Source organism: Mycolicibacterium iranicum, assembly GCF_002101705.1.
Lineage (GTDB): Bacteria > Actinomycetota > Actinomycetes > Mycobacteriales > Mycobacteriaceae > Mycobacterium > Mycobacterium iranicum.
In genome coordinates this window covers 109,376-124,022 of record NZ_LQPC01000032.1, presented here as the reverse complement: position 1 = coordinate 124,022, position 14,647 = coordinate 109,376, and the positions used below count along the sequence as shown (strand labels likewise).

The following is a 14,647-nucleotide window of genomic DNA, read 5'->3' as shown; positions in this document are numbered from 1 at the left end:
ACGAGCCTACGGCGTTTGCGCGTCTGGAAGCATGGACCGCGTGGGCCGATTCACCGCAATCGACGGCAGTGTGCTCGATGGCGTCTCCGCGACCACGCTGTGGACCCTGCGTAACCGCGCCGCGGAGGCCAAACGTTCCGACGGGGTGATCCGTGATCCCTGGGCGATCACCGTCTATGACGCCATCGACTACGACTACGCCAAGTTCGGCCGCCCCAATCAGTCGCACGCACTGCGCGCGCGGGCTTTCGACACGGCCGTGCGCGCCTATGTGACCGACCACCCGAAGGCGTCCGTCGTCGCTCTCGCAGAGGGACTGCAGACGAGTTTCTGGCGCCTCGACCGCGACGGAATCCTCGACCGCTGCCGCTGGTACTCGGTCGACCTGCCCCCGGTCATGAAGCTGCGCGCAGAACTGCTCCCCTCCGACGATCGCATCGTCGGACTGTCGCAGTCGGCTCTGGACCCGAGCTGGATGGACCGGGTGCACGCCGATGCCGGCGGCGTCGATCAGACCAGAGCGGACGGTGTGTTCATCACCGCCGAGGGTCTTTTGATGTATTTGGCGCCCGACGACGCTCTCGGTCTGATCCGCGACTGCGCACAACGGTTTCCTGGCGGCGCGCTGATGTTCGACTCGATCCCACCGTGGTTGAGCCGTCGCACGCTCGGCGGCATGAAGCTGTCCAACCGCTATGTCACGCCGCCGATGCCGTTTGCGCTGACCGCCGACGAGGCACTCGCGCTCGCCGGACGTATCCCCGGCGTCGCCGCCGCACGCGACGTTGCGCTGCCGCCGGGCCGCGGCGTATTCACGCTGACGACCTCACCGCGACTGGACCGCGGATTCATGCGCAGAAACCGCCCGAGCATCACCGTGCTGCATTTCGATACATGACCAGCGTCAGATTGGGACACCGATGACACACACCGAAAAGCACCCCGTGGACCTGACCGGGGTTCCCGAGACCGCACTGATGACGCTGCAGGTACGGGCGACCGAGGCGAGGCGACCCGACTCCCTCATCGACGACCCCATGGCAATCCACCTGGTGGACTCCCTCGATTTCGACTTCGCGAAGTTCGGCTTCACCCGTCGTCAAGATATGGCGTTGCGCGCGTTGGCTTTCGACAAGCAGACGCGGCGATATCTTCGCGACAATCCCAGGGCGACGGTCGTGGCGCTCGCCGAGGGTATGCAGACGTCGTTCTTCCGTCTCGACGCCGACACCCCGCAGAACGCCGACATCGGCCACGACTTCCGTTGGGTGAGCATCGACTTCCCTCCGACCATCGAGCTGCGCCGCGCGCTACTGCCTGCCTCCGATCGCGTGCAGTTGATCGCCCAGTCCGCGCTGGACTTCAGCTGGATGGACCGGGTGGACGCCGGCGACGGGGTGTTCATCACCGCCGAAGGGCTGCTGATGTATCTGCAGCCCGAGGAGGCGATGGCCCTGATCACCGAGTGCGCAGCCCGTTTCCCCGGCGGCAGGATGATGTTCGATCTGCCGCCGTCGGCGTTTGCGCCGCTGGCACGCCGCGGCATGCGCACCTCCCGGCGGTACCGGGTGCCGCCGATGCCGTTCACGCTGACCGTCGCCGAGGCCGCCGACCTCGTCAACACTGTGCCGGGGGTGCGAGCCGTGCACGACATCCCCGCCGAACGCGCACGCGGCCGGGTGATCAACGCGCTGCTGTGGACGCTGCAGCGGGTGCCGCTGCTCGACCCGCTGCGGCCGACGACGACGCTCCTCGAATTCGGCTGAACAGCGCAGGCGCCATCTCGGCTCAGCCGAAGGCCATCTCCACATAACGCAGCGCGTCGCCTTTGTCGACGCCGAGGGCCCGCGCCGCGGACACGTAGGTGTTCGCCGCGGTCGCCATCGCGGCGTCGGCCGGATCGGCCCGCGCCACGAAGGTACCGAAGCGCCCCCTGGTCTCCAGAATCCCTGCGGCTTCCAACTCTCGATACGCACGCGCCACGGTGTTCACCGCCAGATTGACCTGCCCCGCCAGCTCGCGAACCGTCGGGAGCCGGGTGCCAGGAGTCAGCTCCCCGTCCCGGATCCCCCCGATGATCTGCATTCTGAGCTGGTCGAAGAGCGGTCTGGCGGCATACGGATCCACGCGTACCCAATCCCCCAACTCGGCCACGTGCCCAGTATTACCCAAAGCAGCTAATTTGGTGGAGTGCAAGTGACGGTATTCAGTGGCGCCGGTATCTCCGCCGAAAGCGGCGTGCCGACGTTTCGCGACGTGGAGACCGGTCTGTGGGCCAACGTCGATCCCTACGAGATCTCGAGTAGCCAGGGCTGGCGCGCACATCCGGATCGGGTGTGGGCCTGGTATCTGTGGCGCCACCACATGATGAGCGCAGTCGCGCCCAACAACGCGCACCGGGCCGTGGCCGCCTGGGAGGACTACGCCGACGTGCACGTCGTGACGCAGAATGTGGACAACCTGCACGAACGCGCCGGCAGCAACCAGGTGTACCACGTGCACGGCAGCCTCTTCGAATTCCATTGCGACCAGTGCCGATCCGCATTTCTCGGACAGGTACCCGACATGGCCGAGCCGGTCGAATCGATCGAACCGCCCAGCTGCGATCTGTGCGGAGGCTTGATCCGGCCCAACGTGGTGTGGTTCGGCGAGCCGTTGCCCGATGGCGCCTGGCAGCAGTCTGTTGACGCGGTCGTCAGCGCCGATCTTGTTGTCGTGGTGGGGACGTCGTCGGTGGTCTATCCCGCCGCGGGGCTACCCGAACTGGCCGTGGCCAATGGCACGCCCGTCATCGAGGTCAATCCCGAGCCCACGCCGCTGTCGGCGAGCGCGACGGTGAGTCTGCGCGAGAAGGCCGCCACGGCGCTGCCCGGTCTGCTGCAGCGCCTGCCCGCCTTGCTCAACTAGCGCTTCGACTCGCGTTGCGCGGCAGCACATTTCGCGCGGCACCGATCGACCGCCGACGGACCTGACCACACTGCGATCCTCCTAGGGCCGGACGGCGACACCGATCGCGAACTCGGCCACCGGAACAGGGGCCCATCGCGGGAATGTCCACTCACGCCGTGCGCCGGTGATGCGGAATCCCGCCCCGGCGATCGTCTCCTCGGTGTGACGGTGGGTGTGGCAGTTGCCGAGCAGGCGCGGCCAGAAGGTGGCGTCGGCGAACCGCTGCAGGCGGCCGCGCGCCCCCGGCCCGGCGACGTGTTCGAGGTAGCGCAGCTCCCCTCCCGGCTTCAGTCGCGACAGCAGTTGTTCGACAACACTTTTCGGGTCTTCCACCGAGCACAGCACCAACGAGCACACCACGGCATCGAAAGGCTGCGTGTCGGCGAAATGTTCGACGGTGTCGGAGGTGACGGTGACCGGAATCGCGGCACGATCGGCCGCCTGCTGGGCCAGCGCCGCGAGCCGGCGTTCGGGTTCGACGGCCACGACCTCCGTCACCGTATCGGGGTAGAACTCGAAATTGGTCCCGGTTCCCGCACCGACCTCGAGAACACGCCCGCTCAGCCCGGCGAGGTTCTCCCGCCGCAGCCGCCTCAGCGACTCCGGCTCTCGGGACGACATCGCCGTCCACAGCCGCGCAAAGAACGGGTTATCGACGTGCTCGCTCATCAATGGTCTCCTTCAACCAGCGGACAGTCTCCATCGGAGCTTCCTCGGGTCCGATGCCGGCGGAAGCGATGTGCCCGAGGCACACCGCGCGCAGGACTCGGCCTGCGAACTCCTCGACGTCACCCCAGGGCAGGTAGGGACGTGAGATCAGCTGTGCGGCAACGCCATGGGCTGATGTCCACAGTTCGAGCGCCAGCGTGGTGGGGTCTTCCTGCGGATAGACACCTTCGGCGATCAACGCCTCCACCGTCGCCCGCATATGGACGAATGCGGAACTGTTCAGTGTCAGATCGACCCCGCTGCCGGGTTCGCCGTGGCCCATCGTCGCAATGCGGTACATCTCGGGGGTCTGCAGCGCGAAGCGGACGTAGGCGAGTCCCTGCGCCCGCAGCACCTCGATCGTCGACGTACATGCGGCCGCAACCGCCTGCATCTCCTCGTCGAGCTTCTCGAAGTATTGGCAGCAGACGGCGTCCAGAAGCGCGGTCTTGTCGGCGAAGTGTAGATAGATCGACGGCGGTGTCACCCCGACGCGCTGTGCGACCGACCGGATGGAGACGGCCTTCTCGTCTCCGGTCTCGATCAGCAAATCGGTTGCCGCGGTCAATATCTCGTCGCGAAGCTGCTCACCGGAGCCCCTGGGCGCACGACGGCGACGGGTACTCACATCAGTCAACGGCCCTCCCCGAGGCGAGGCGTTCCGGCGCGGGCGCGAGCCGATCCTTGTCGCCGACGGACTCACTGATGCCGATGCGCGCATGCAGTCGCGCCAGCGGCTTGGGCGCCCACCAGTTCCACCGGCCGAGCACGTGCATGAACGCGGGCACCAACAGCATCCGGACCAGCGTAGCGTCGGCGAGGATGGCCAAGGTCAACCCGACACCGAACATGCGCATGAACGCGACCTTCGCCGCGATCAGCGCCGCGAACGAGATGGACATCAACAGTGCCGCCGCCGTGACCACCCGCCCGGTCCGCGCCAGGCCGAGCGCGACGCTCTCGTCGCTGCGCACGTGAGGAGCGAGACTGCCGGAGGCGCGGGTGCTCTGATCCGAGGCCAGCCAGTATTCCCGGATGCGGCTGATCAGGAACACCTCGTAGTCCATCGAAAGGCCGAACGCGATGCAGAACAGCAGCACCGGCATGTTGGCCACCAGCGTTCCCGTCGGCGTGGTACCCAATGCCCCGAGATGGCCGTCCTGAAAGATCCACACCAGCGCACCGAACGCCGCGGTGAGCGATAAGACGTTGAGCACCAATGCCTTCAGCGGCAACACCACGCTACCGGTCAACAGGAACAGCAGCACGAACGTGATCGCTGCTATCACCGCGAGCACCGTCGGCAACCGATCCGTGATCGCATCGGCACTGTCGCGGTTGACCTGGGCCAGCCCCGTCAGCAACACATCGCGGCCTCCCGGTGGCGCGACGGCGTGCAGACGATCGAGCTGCGCCTCCGACGCGTCGGTGAACAACGCGGCCGTGCTCGCGATGGTGAGAAAGGCGCTGCCGCCGGCCGATCCCGTTGCCGCAGAGGGTTCCCCGACTCTCTTCCCGTCTGCGAACGTTCCGCCGGGCGCGGACACCGAGGAGACGTCGTCGACGCGGGAGAGTTCTGCGGCGTAGCGGTCGAGATCGCCGGGGGCAATGCCGTCGACATCGGGGAGTACGACGACGACATTCGTCGACGAATCGACGGCGAAGTCCTCGCGCAGTTCGTCGCCGATCTGCCGGGCCGAGGCGGACTCCGGGAGGACCCGGTCGTCAGGGAATCCCCATTTGGCGCCGAGGAACGGCGCTCCGAGCAGCAGGAGCAGCGCGACGACGGACACACCGATCGGAATCGACCGTCGCATCACGAATTTCGTCGACCGGTACCAGAACATCTGCTCGACGGGCTTGATCTGCGGTTCCGGCCTGCCCAGGATTCGCCGGACCAGCCTGCGCACGTCCAGCGAGTCGAGCCTGTCCCCGGCGAGCATGATCGCGGCGGGCGCCACGACGATCGCCGCCAGCGCCGCGAATCCGACGACCGCGATGCCCGCGTAGGCGAACGATTTCAGGAAGTACATCGGGAACAGCACCATCGCGACCATCGACAGTGCCACGGTCAACGCCGAGAACAGCACCGTCCGACCGGCCGTCACCATCGTGCGGATCAGTGCCGCCTCGCGGCCGGCGGGCCCTGCGTCACCGATGTCGGTCAGTTCGTCGCGATAGCGGCTGATGATCAGCAGGGTGTAGTCGATCGCCAGTGCCAGGCCCATCGCGATGGAGAGGTTCAGCGCGAAGATCGAAACGTCGGTGACGAGGGTGACTGCGCGCAGCACCGCCATCGATCCGAGAATCGCGAACGCACCCACCGCCAACGGCAGCGCGGCCGCGAGGAGGCCTCCGAAGACCCACACCAGGACCGCGAAACTCAGTGGAATCGCAATGGATTCCATCATCAGCAGGTCTTTCTCGGTCTGCGAGTTGATCTGCACATAGGTCATCGCCACGCCGCCGGCGCGCACGGTGACACCGTCTCGATCGTGCACGAGCTCGTCGGCCAGCGCCTTGGCATGCTTCTGCGCGCCACTCTCTCCGCCGGTGATCCCGGCGACGATGAGCCCCGTCTTTCCGTTCTCGCTGACGAGTGCGGGCGCGGCAGTCGGCGGTGCCGTCCACGCCGACGTCACGGTGCCGACGTGAGGCGATTCGGACAGCCGGGCGGCCAGGTCGGTTCCGACCTGACGTGCTGCCGGGCTGTCGACGCCGTCGGCCGAGGTGACGCTGATGACGAGGTCCATGTCACCCTGGTCGAATTTGTCGACGAGCAGTTGTGTGGCGCGGGCCGATTCGGAGGTCGGATCACCGAAGCCGCCCGCCGAGAGGTGCGTGACGACGGGGACGCCGAAGATGCCGCAGCCGGCCATGACCAGCAGCGCGATCACCAGAACGCGACGCGGTGCCGCGATGGCGAGCAGGGCGATGCGGTGCAACATCCCGAACGGACCTCCTGAGATATCGCCGCTAAGTTATCAACGATAACTTGATGGCGCCAGACCCGGCGATGAGTTTCGCGACGTCGTAAGGTCGACCTGACATGACCGACACCACCACCCGGGTCTCCCCCGACACGGCCGTGAACACTGGCCTGCTGATCCTGCGCCTCGGGATCGGCGCGGCCATCCTGCAAGCAGGACTGATCAAAGCCGCCGACTTCGGGATGACGGTGCAGTTCCTGACCGACGCCGGATGGCGCCTTCCCGGGTTCGCGGCGTTCATGGTCACCGCGACCGAGACCCTGGCGGGCATCGGTCTGCTGCTCGGAGTTCTGACACCCCTGGCAGGCAGCGCCACGCTCGGCGCAATGCTGTGCGCATGGGCGGTCAACGTGTCTGGGTCCGCCTTCTGGTCGGAGCCGTTCAATGTGCCGTTCCTGATCGGGCTGGGCGGTGCGGCCCTGCTGTTCACCGGGGCGGGCGCGTACTCCGTCGATGCCCGCGTCCTCGGGCGACTCACCTGGTCACCGCGGGTGAAGCTAGCGCTGTTGGCGCTCGCGTTCGTCGCGGCGGTGGTGACCTGGCTAGCGCTCTACGGCAGCAATCCGATTCACTTCACCGCGCCGCCGGCCCCGCCTGGCCAGTGATTGCTACCGGCCGGTAGAACGGCGACCCTACCCAGCGGTAAGAATTGCCACAGTTTTCCGACAACAGGCTCAAAGAACTCTTAGAGCCCGTGGTTACTGTTCAGTACATGTGGATCGACGACACCAACGCTGATGTCATCAAGGTTGATTTCGAGGCGCTCTACCACGGCGATTTCCTCGTCGAGGGCCTGACCTCGGAGCAACTCGACGACGACCAGGCTCTCCCTACCGCGGTATGAGAGAACGCGCGCCCCGCGGGGCGCGCGTTCTGACTTTCTTCGGTTTGCCTGACGCTCCGAGCGTCCTTGTCAGACCCTTTGCGGCACCGGCGTGACCATGCCCGCCAAGCGGCCGCTGATGATTTCCTCCGCTTCGCCCACGATCCGTGACACGAGTTCGCCGACGGTCGGGATGTCGTTGATCAGGCCCATCGCCGTTCCGACAGTCCAAATCCCGGCGTCGATGTCGCCGTCGTCGAACACCTTGCGACCGCGGACTCCAGCCACCAGATCCTTGACGTCCTCGAACTGACCGCCGCCTTTGAGGATCTCGACCACCTCACGGGAGACGACGTTCGACGCGACCCGCGCGGTGTTGTGCAGGCTACGGAAGATCAATTCCGTACCCCGCTCGTCGCCCGCCACGATCGCTTCCTTGACGTTCTGGTGAATACACGATTCGACGGTGCACATGAACCGTGAGCCCATGTTGATGCCGTCGGCACCCAGCGCCAGCGCCGCGACGAGGCCGCGGCTGTCGGCGAACCCGCCCGAGGCGATCATCGGGATCTCGATCTTGTCAGCCGCCGCCGGAATCAGCACCAGGCCGGGAACGTCGTCCTCACCGGGGTGACCGGCACACTCGAACCCGTCGATGCTGATGCCGTCCACACCCAGCGACTGAGCCTTGACCGCATGGCGCACCGACGTGCACTTGTGCAGCACCTTGATTCCGTTGTCGTGGAACATCGGCAGGTGCGGTGCCGGGTTGGAACCCGCCGTCTCGACGATCTTGATACCGGCGTCGACGATCACCTGGCGATACTCGTCGTACGGCGGCGGATTGATCGCCGGCAGGATCGTCAGGTTCACCCCGAACGGCTTGTCCGTCAGATCCCGCGTCTTGGCGATCTCGTTCGCCAGATCGGCAGGCGTCGGCTGCGTCAACGCGGTGATAAAACCCAGCGCACCTGCATTCGCCACGGCCGCAACAAGTTCCGCGCGGCCCACCCACTGCATGCCACCCTGGGCGATCGGATGCTCGACCCCGAACGCCTCGGTGAACTTCGTCCTGATGCTCACCTCGGCGCCATCCGGATCGCGCCGTCGAGGCGGATCGTCTCGCCGTTGAGCATCGGGTTCTCGACGATGTGCACGGCCAACGCACCGTACTCGTCGGGATCACCGAGGCGGGCCGGGTGGGGCACCTGCTTGCCGAGGGAGGCCTGCGCCTCCTCCGGCAGAGAGCCCAGAAGCGGCGTCTTGAACAGGCCCGGCGCGATCGTGCACACGCGGATGAACTCGCGCGACAGATCGCGGGCGATCGGCAGGGTCATGCCCACGACGCCACCTTTGGAGGCGGAGTAGGCGGCCTGGCCGATCTGGCCTTCGAACGCGGCAACCGACGCGGTGTTGACGATGACGCCGCGCTCCCCGTTGATCGGTTCGGTTTTTGCGATCCGCTCCGCGCTCAGCCGCAGCACGTTGAAGGTGCCGATCAGGTTGACCTCGACCACCTTCTTGAAGGCGTCGAGCGGAAACGGGCCGTCCTTGCCGAGCGTCTTGATCGCGTTGCCGATGCCGGCGCAGTTGACGTTGATGCGCAGCGGGCCGAACTCCTCGGCAGCGTCCAGCGCAGCGGTCACCTGCTCCGGGTCGACGACGTTGGCCTCGACGAACTTGGCCCGCGGGCCCAGCTCGGCGACGACGTCCTCGCCCTTCAGGTCGATCACGACGACCGAAGCGCCTCGGTCGAGCAGTCGCTTGGTTGTTGCGAGCCCGAGACCGGAAGCACCTCCGGTGACGACGGCAGCCGCGTCTTTGATCTCCACAGATCGTTTCCCTTCTCTCGTGGTTAAGAGGTCAAACCCATTCCTGCAGAACAGCTTCGGTGTCGGCGCCGGGCACACCCGGCGCTTTCGGAGCCGAGGGCACGCTGCGCGAGAAGCGCGGCGCGGGTGCGGGGTACAGCGACCCGTTCTCGCTGTAAAAGGTGCCGCGCTCGGTGTTGTGGGGCTCGGACTCCACCTCGGCGAACGACAGCACCGGCGTCACGCACGCGTCGGTGCCGGCGAACACCTTCGCCCAGTGGTCGCGGTCGTGGGCGGCGAAGGCCTTGGTGAACGCCGCACGCAGCTCGGGCCAGCGGCTCATGTCGTTCTGGTCGGGTAGATCGGAGGCTTCCAACCCGAGGCCGGTGAGCACCTGCGCGTAGAACTGCGGCTCGATGGCCCCGACGGCGACGTACTTTCCGTCGGCGGTCTCGTAGGTGTCGTAGTAGGGCGCGCCGGTGTCGAGCATGTTCACACCGCGTTCGTCACTCCACATGCCCATGCCGCGGAAGGCCCACATCATCGCCGAGAGCACGCTCGATCCGTCGACCATCGCGGCGTCGACAACCTGCCCCTTGCCGGAGCTCTGGCGTTCCCACAGTGCGGACAGCACGCCCACCAGCAGGAACATCGAGCCGCCACCGAAGTCGCCGACCAGGTTCAGCGGGGGCACCGGCCGCTCGCCGGCACGGCCGATCGCGTGCAGCGTGCCGTTGAGCGAGATGTAGTTGATGTCGTGACCGGCCTGCTGCGCGCGCGGGCCGTCCTGACCCCATCCGGTCATCCGCGCGTAGATCAGCCCCTCGTTCACCTTGGCGCAGTCCTCGGGCCCGAGGCCGAGGCGCTCGGTCACCCCCGGTCGGAATCCCTCGATGAGCACGTCGGCCTTCGCGATGAGCCGCAGCACCATGTCGCGGTCCTCCTCGCTCTTGAGGTTCGCCGCGACCGACCGGCGGTTGCGCAGCAGATAGTCCCCGCCGGGCTTGGTGGCCGGTCCCGGGCCCTTGCCGGGCCGCTCGATGCGCACGACGTCTGCTCCGAGATCGCCGAGAATCATGGCCGCATGGGGCCCTGGGCCGATACCCGCCAGCTCCACAACTCGTAGTCCCTGCAGTGGTCCAGCCATGACTGACCGCCCTTCATCGGAATCGCTCGGTTGACCGCGACATAGCTTACTTGTATAACCAAGTCGTACCGGCCACGGGGCTTCGGCAGCGAAGACCACCAGACACCAGGGGACGACTTTGACCTCCAACGACGGGTACGACGCCGCGTACCAGGGCATTGCCGACCTGGGCGTGAGCCTCGCCGACGGCGTCCTCTCGGTGACCCTGAACCGGCCCGACAGCCTCAATTCGCTGACCGCCCCGATGCTTCAGACCTTCGCAGCCACCCTCGAGCGTGCGGCGACCGATTCCCGTGTGCGGGTGGTCCGCATCGGCGGCGCGGGGCGCGGCTTCTCCTCCGGCGCAGGCATCAGCGAGGAAGACCACGCCAACCCGGGTGCGGCAGGCACCCCGGCCGATGTCCTCGACGCAGCGAACCGCTGCATCCGCGCGATCGTCGCGCTTCCGCAGCCCGCCGTCGCGGTCGTGCACGGCGCAGCCGCCGGTGTGGGGGCGTCGCTGGCGTTGGCCTGCGATGTCGTACTCGCCTCGGAGAAGGCATTTTTCATGCTGGCATTCACCAAGATCGGGTTGATGCCCGACGGCGGCGCCTCGGCCCTGATCGCCGCGGCCGTCGGCCGGATCCGGGCGATGCGGATGGCGCTGCTGGCCGAGCGCATCCCGGCATCCGAAGCCTACGGCTGGGGACTGGTAAGCGCCGTCTACCCCGTCGACGAGTTCGACGCCGAGGTCGACAAGGTGATCGGCGCGTTGGTGTCGGGCCCGGCGGTCGCGCTGCGCAAAACCAAGGACGCGATCAACGCCGCGACGCTCACCGAACTGGAGGGTGCGCTCGAACGCGAGAAGAAGGGCCAGCTCGCGCTGCTGGACTCGCACGATTTCCGCGAGGGCACGAAGGCATTCCAGCAGCGGCGGCCCGCGACCTTCACCGACTCCTAGTCCAGCCGAGCGTGGGCCCTATGCCCGCGAAATCGCCGATTCGCGTACATACCCCCCCACGCTCGACCGATCGGGCCAGCCCGAAAATCGTTCGACGACAGCCTCACCCGTGCGTCACCATCGGACGGTGAGCACTCAATTCGACATTCAACCGGTGGCGCCCGGTCGCTGGCGCGTGCTCGCACCGTTCCGGTTCCGCGAGTATCGCCTTCTGATCGCGGCGGTGTCAGTGTCGATCTTCGCCGAGGGCATGTGGGCCGTCGTGATGGCGCTGCAGGTCATCGAGCTGTCCAACGACCCCGCGGCACTGTCCCTTGTCGCGACGTGCCTCGGGGTGGGCCTCGTCGCATTCGTGCTCGTGGGCGGGCTGGCCGCTGACCGGCTCAACCAGCGCGCGATCATCATTGCCGTCGAGGCCGTCAACACCGCGGTCGTCGCCGGCATCGCAGTCCTGGGAATGGTTGGCGCCCTGCAGATCTGGCATATGGCGGTCGCGGCAGCGGCTCTGGGGATCGCGGCGGCGTTCTTCTTTCCCGCCTACAGCGCGATCCTGCCCAGAATCCTGCCTGCCGAACAACTGCTGGCAGCCAACGGCGTCGAGGGCATGGTGCGGCCGGTGTTCCAGCGCGCCGTCGGCCCGGCGGTCGCGGGACTGCTGATCGGTGCGACATTCCCGTCGCTCGGCGCCGTCGCGGTGGCGGCGCTGTTCGGCGTCGGCCTGATACTCCTGGTGGCCACCCGCTCATCGATCGTCAAAAACGTTGACCCACAGGCAGACCAGGAGAATCCTCACCTCCTTCGGGACCTGCGCGACGGTGTCAGCTTCGTGCGCAGGACGCCCTGGCTGCTGTGGACGCTGCTGTTCGCCAGCATCTTCGTGCTGGTCGTCCTCGGCCCGATCGAGGTCCTGCTGCCGTTCATCGCCCAGGATCGATTCACCCACGGCGCGCAGTCGTACGGCTTCATCCTGGCGTTCTTCGGGGTGGGCAGCGCGTTGGGCGCATTGACGGTTTCCTCGCGCCGGATGCCGCGCCGCTATCTGACGACAATGATGGCGATGTGGGGCGTCGGATCGATCCCGCTCGTCATCGTCGGCATCACGTCGTCGTTTCCGCTGATGGCGTTGGCCACCTTCGTCATCGGGGTGACCGACGGCGCAGGCATGGTCATCTGGGGCACGCTGCTGCAGCGGCGGGTGCCACCGGAGATGCTGGGACGGGTGTCGAGTCTGGACTTCTTCGTGTCACTGGCTTTCATGCCGGTGTCGTTCGCAATCGTCGGCCCGCTGTCGAAAATCGTGCCGATGGAGACGATTTTCCTGGCCGCGGGCATCGTGCCGGTGCTGGTGGCGGTGGTGGCGATCCGGGCGGCGAAGATGCACCGCGACGAACTGACGCACCCGCTGAGCTAGACGCCGAACATCGGGGGCAGTGCGAGCACCAGGATCAGACCCCAGAAGAAGTGGGTCAGCATCGGTGCGAGCACTCCCCCGGTGGCGCGGCGCAGCTGAGCGCAGACGATGCCGAGGATGATCGCTGCGAATCCCAGCATTGGATTGCCGGTCGTGGCGGCGGTTGCGATGACATAGAGCACCGTCGACACGATCACCGGATGGAATTTCAGCAGTGCGGTGTAGACGGCACCGCGGAAGAACATCTCTTCGGCCAGACCGTTGATCACGGTGATGAACGCGATCAGATACAGCGGCCCCGCATTCGAGTACTGCAGTACCTCACGGATGTAGTCGTTTACTCCGGGGATCTCGCGCGCCACCAATCCGCCGATGACGAAGACCGCGCCCAACCCGATGCCGGCGGCAGTTCCGGTGATGACGGGGCGTTGGTTGCGTCCGCGAAAAGGGATGTGGCCCATGTGCAACGGACCTGACGCGAATGCTCCGACGGCCCAAACCCCGGCCAGGGCGAGGGTGAGCCAGATGAACGTCTCGTCCCCCGGCGGCCTGCTCAACGAGTATCCGAGCAGCGCGGCGCCGATGAGCAGCACGGCCGCGACGATGAACTTGCGCCGGGTTATCACCGACGGCGGCTCGTTATAGGGCGCTGCCTTGCCGCGAGCGATCCTGCGCAGCTGCCCACCCCAGTTCGTCGGCGCGCTCACGCCAGAATCCTCTTGGGCACCAATCCGATCACTCCCACGACATGGTCGAGTCCAGTACGTACTGCGGCGGCCACCGGTCTCGGGACGAATCCCAAAAGACCGAGAACCGGCCACGCGACCGGCGGCGTCACCACGCTCGCCAGTAGTTTCAGGCGCAGCGTATCGCCTCCAGCCCAGTCAGGGTCGGTGTCGGCGAGATGGTGAGGATCGCCGAGTTTGTCGACCGGCCGCCGGGGCGGGCTGGTCACGGCGCGACGGATGGCGTCCTCGATGCCGACCAGGCCATCGGGCGGGTCCGGCACGAGCGCCCGCAGGCCGTCTTGCAAGGCGATCATCGGAAAATCAAGCGACTCAACGAGATCGCCGGCCAAACCGGCGGGGACCGGCAGAATGAGGCCCGTCACCTTCGATACGAGGCCGGTGTCGACACCGTAGACCGGGACGGGCGTCCGCCAAATACCCGCGATCCGCGCGTACGTGCGCAACAGGTCGCCGTACGTCGTCGTCTCCGGTCCCCTGATGTCGTAGGCACCGGCCGGAACCTTCGGGTCTGCCGCCGCGACGAGGTAGTGCAACACGTCGGTGACCGCGATGGGATCGATGGGGTTGGCCGACCATTCCGGCATGGGCAGCAACAGGAATCGGTCGGCCACATAGCGCAGCATCTCGAACGACGTGGAGCCGGCGCCGATGACGATGGCCGCACCGAGCCACACCACGTCGGGTCCGCCTTCGACGGTCAGCGCCGCCGCGACCTCCGCCCGACTCGTCAGATGCTCAGACAACGAGTCGTCATTCGGCACGAACCCGCCGAGGTAGACGATGCGTCGGACGCCGGCGGCCTTGGCCGCGGTCGCGACGTTGGCCGCCGCCAGGTTGTCGGCTTCCCGGAAGCCGGGCTGTCCGATGCCGTGCACGAGGTAGTAAACGACGTCGATGGGACCCGCTTCGGTGAAGGCTTGCCGTGTCGAGATGTCGTCGTGGGCGTCGAGCGCCACCGTGGAGACGTCGTGATACCAGCCGAAGTCCGCGAGACGGGCGGGGTCGCGGCTGGCGGCCACCACTTGATGACCGTCGTTGAGCAACGCGGTCACGAGGCGAGAACCGATGTAGCCTGTCGCGCCGGTCACGAGGGTGCGCACTGGTTTCACGGTAGGGCTG

General features: G+C 66.8%; 16 protein-coding genes. 7 read left to right on the top strand and 9 right to left on the bottom strand.

The window, feature by feature from the left end; all coding sequences use genetic code 11:
• Positions 1-40 precede the first annotated feature (40 nt).
• Together AWC12_RS17715 and AWC12_RS17710 are read left to right on the top strand one after the other, a co-directional pair.
• Positions 41-898: a class I SAM-dependent methyltransferase gene (locus tag AWC12_RS17715; RefSeq protein ID WP_234814064.1), complete on the top strand. Its 858-nt coding sequence runs from the start codon at positions 41-43 to the stop codon at positions 896-898.
• A gap of 22 nt (positions 899-920) precedes the next feature.
• Entirely contained in the window at positions 921-1,766 is an 846-nt protein-coding gene (locus AWC12_RS17710; protein WP_085175880.1) for a class I SAM-dependent methyltransferase, read from the top strand.
• A gap of 22 nt (positions 1,767-1,788) precedes the next feature.
• Here the strand turns inward: AWC12_RS17710 and AWC12_RS17705 are convergent, their stop codons facing one another.
• Complete coding sequence (locus tag AWC12_RS17705) at positions 1,789-2,154, bottom strand: Rv1152 family transcriptional regulator (RefSeq protein ID WP_024448181.1); 366 nt, start codon at positions 2,152-2,154, stop codon at positions 1,789-1,791.
• Positions 2,155-2,190: 36 nt separating this feature from the next.
• Here AWC12_RS17705 and AWC12_RS17700 point away from each other — a divergent pair, with 36 nt between their 5' ends.
• Positions 2,191-2,907 carry an NAD-dependent deacylase gene (locus AWC12_RS17700; protein ID WP_024448182.1) on the top strand — a complete coding sequence of 239 codons (717 nt, stop codon included), beginning with the start codon at positions 2,191-2,193 and terminating at the stop codon, positions 2,905-2,907.
• Positions 2,908-2,988: 81 nt separating this feature from the next.
• Here the strand turns inward: AWC12_RS17700 and AWC12_RS17695 are convergent, their stop codons facing one another.
• From AWC12_RS17695 to AWC12_RS17685, 3 genes are read right to left on the bottom strand one after another with little or no spacing between them, the layout of a single operon-like run.
• The gene (locus AWC12_RS17695) at positions 2,989-3,618 is read right to left on the bottom strand and encodes a class I SAM-dependent methyltransferase (protein WP_024448183.1); all 630 of its coding nucleotides are present in this window, start codon (positions 3,616-3,618) and stop codon (positions 2,989-2,991) included.
• Positions 3,599-4,294 (bottom strand): TetR/AcrR family transcriptional regulator, encoded by a 696-nt coding sequence (locus tag AWC12_RS17690; RefSeq protein ID WP_024448184.1) that lies wholly within the window; start codon positions 4,292-4,294, stop codon positions 3,599-3,601. Before AWC12_RS17690 ends, AWC12_RS17695 begins: the two co-directional genes overlap by 20 nt.
• Positions 4,287-6,605, bottom strand: coding sequence for an MMPL family transporter (locus AWC12_RS17685; protein WP_024448185.1), 2,319 nt, complete (start codon positions 6,603-6,605; stop codon positions 4,287-4,289). The genes AWC12_RS17690 and AWC12_RS17685 overlap by 8 nt, the downstream gene beginning before the upstream one ends.
• 101 nt (positions 6,606-6,706) lie before the next feature.
• Here AWC12_RS17685 and AWC12_RS17680 point away from each other — a divergent pair, with 101 nt between their 5' ends.
• Together AWC12_RS17680 and AWC12_RS31920 are read left to right on the top strand one after the other, a co-directional pair.
• The gene (locus tag AWC12_RS17680) at positions 6,707-7,252 is read left to right on the top strand and encodes a DoxX family protein (RefSeq protein WP_024448186.1); all 546 of its coding nucleotides are present in this window, start codon (positions 6,707-6,709) and stop codon (positions 7,250-7,252) included.
• 107 nt (positions 7,253-7,359) lie between these two features.
• Positions 7,360-7,491 (top strand): hypothetical protein, encoded by a 132-nt coding sequence (locus AWC12_RS31920; protein ID WP_011893017.1) that lies wholly within the window; start codon positions 7,360-7,362, stop codon positions 7,489-7,491.
• A gap of 69 nt (positions 7,492-7,560) precedes the next feature.
• Here AWC12_RS31920 and AWC12_RS17675 read toward each other — a convergent pair whose 3' ends face one another.
• The 3 genes from AWC12_RS17675 to AWC12_RS17665 are packed head-to-tail and all read right to left on the bottom strand — an operon-like array spanning position 7,561 to position 10,428.
• Positions 7,561-8,553, bottom strand: coding sequence for an NAD(P)H-dependent flavin oxidoreductase (locus AWC12_RS17675; RefSeq protein ID WP_024448187.1), 993 nt, complete (start codon positions 8,551-8,553; stop codon positions 7,561-7,563).
• Positions 8,550-9,302: a 3-hydroxyacyl-CoA dehydrogenase gene (locus AWC12_RS17670; RefSeq protein ID WP_024448188.1), complete on the bottom strand. Its 753-nt coding sequence runs from the start codon at positions 9,300-9,302 to the stop codon at positions 8,550-8,552. The genes AWC12_RS17675 and AWC12_RS17670 overlap by 4 nt, the downstream gene beginning before the upstream one ends.
• Before the next feature lie 31 nt (positions 9,303-9,333).
• A complete protein-coding gene (locus AWC12_RS17665; RefSeq protein ID WP_024448189.1) occupies positions 9,334-10,428 on the bottom strand; it encodes a CaiB/BaiF CoA transferase family protein in 1,095 nt (364 codons plus the stop codon).
• 118 nt (positions 10,429-10,546) lie between these two features.
• Between AWC12_RS17665 and AWC12_RS17660 the strand changes: the two genes are divergently transcribed.
• Complete coding sequence (locus tag AWC12_RS17660; RefSeq protein WP_024448190.1) at positions 10,547-11,368, top strand: enoyl-CoA hydratase; 822 nt, start codon at positions 10,547-10,549, stop codon at positions 11,366-11,368.
• A 145-nt stretch (positions 11,369-11,513) separates the two neighbouring features.
• Positions 11,514-12,779: a tetracycline efflux MFS transporter Tet(V) gene (tet(V), locus tag AWC12_RS17655; protein ID WP_200865026.1), complete on the top strand. Its 1,266-nt coding sequence runs from the start codon at positions 11,514-11,516 to the stop codon at positions 12,777-12,779.
• On the opposite strand, the gene AWC12_RS17650 is transcribed toward tet(V), so the two are convergent.
• Complete coding sequence (locus AWC12_RS17650; RefSeq protein WP_024448192.1) at positions 12,776-13,486, bottom strand: CPBP family intramembrane glutamic endopeptidase; 711 nt, start codon at positions 13,484-13,486, stop codon at positions 12,776-12,778. The two genes, tet(V) and AWC12_RS17650, sit on opposite strands and share 4 nt — an antisense overlap.
• Positions 13,483-14,637 carry an NAD(P)H-binding protein gene (locus AWC12_RS17645; RefSeq protein ID WP_085175878.1) on the bottom strand — a complete coding sequence of 385 codons (1,155 nt, stop codon included), beginning with the start codon at positions 14,635-14,637 and terminating at the stop codon, positions 13,483-13,485. Before AWC12_RS17645 ends, AWC12_RS17650 begins: the two co-directional genes overlap by 4 nt.
• Positions 14,638-14,647: the final 10 nt, after the last annotated feature.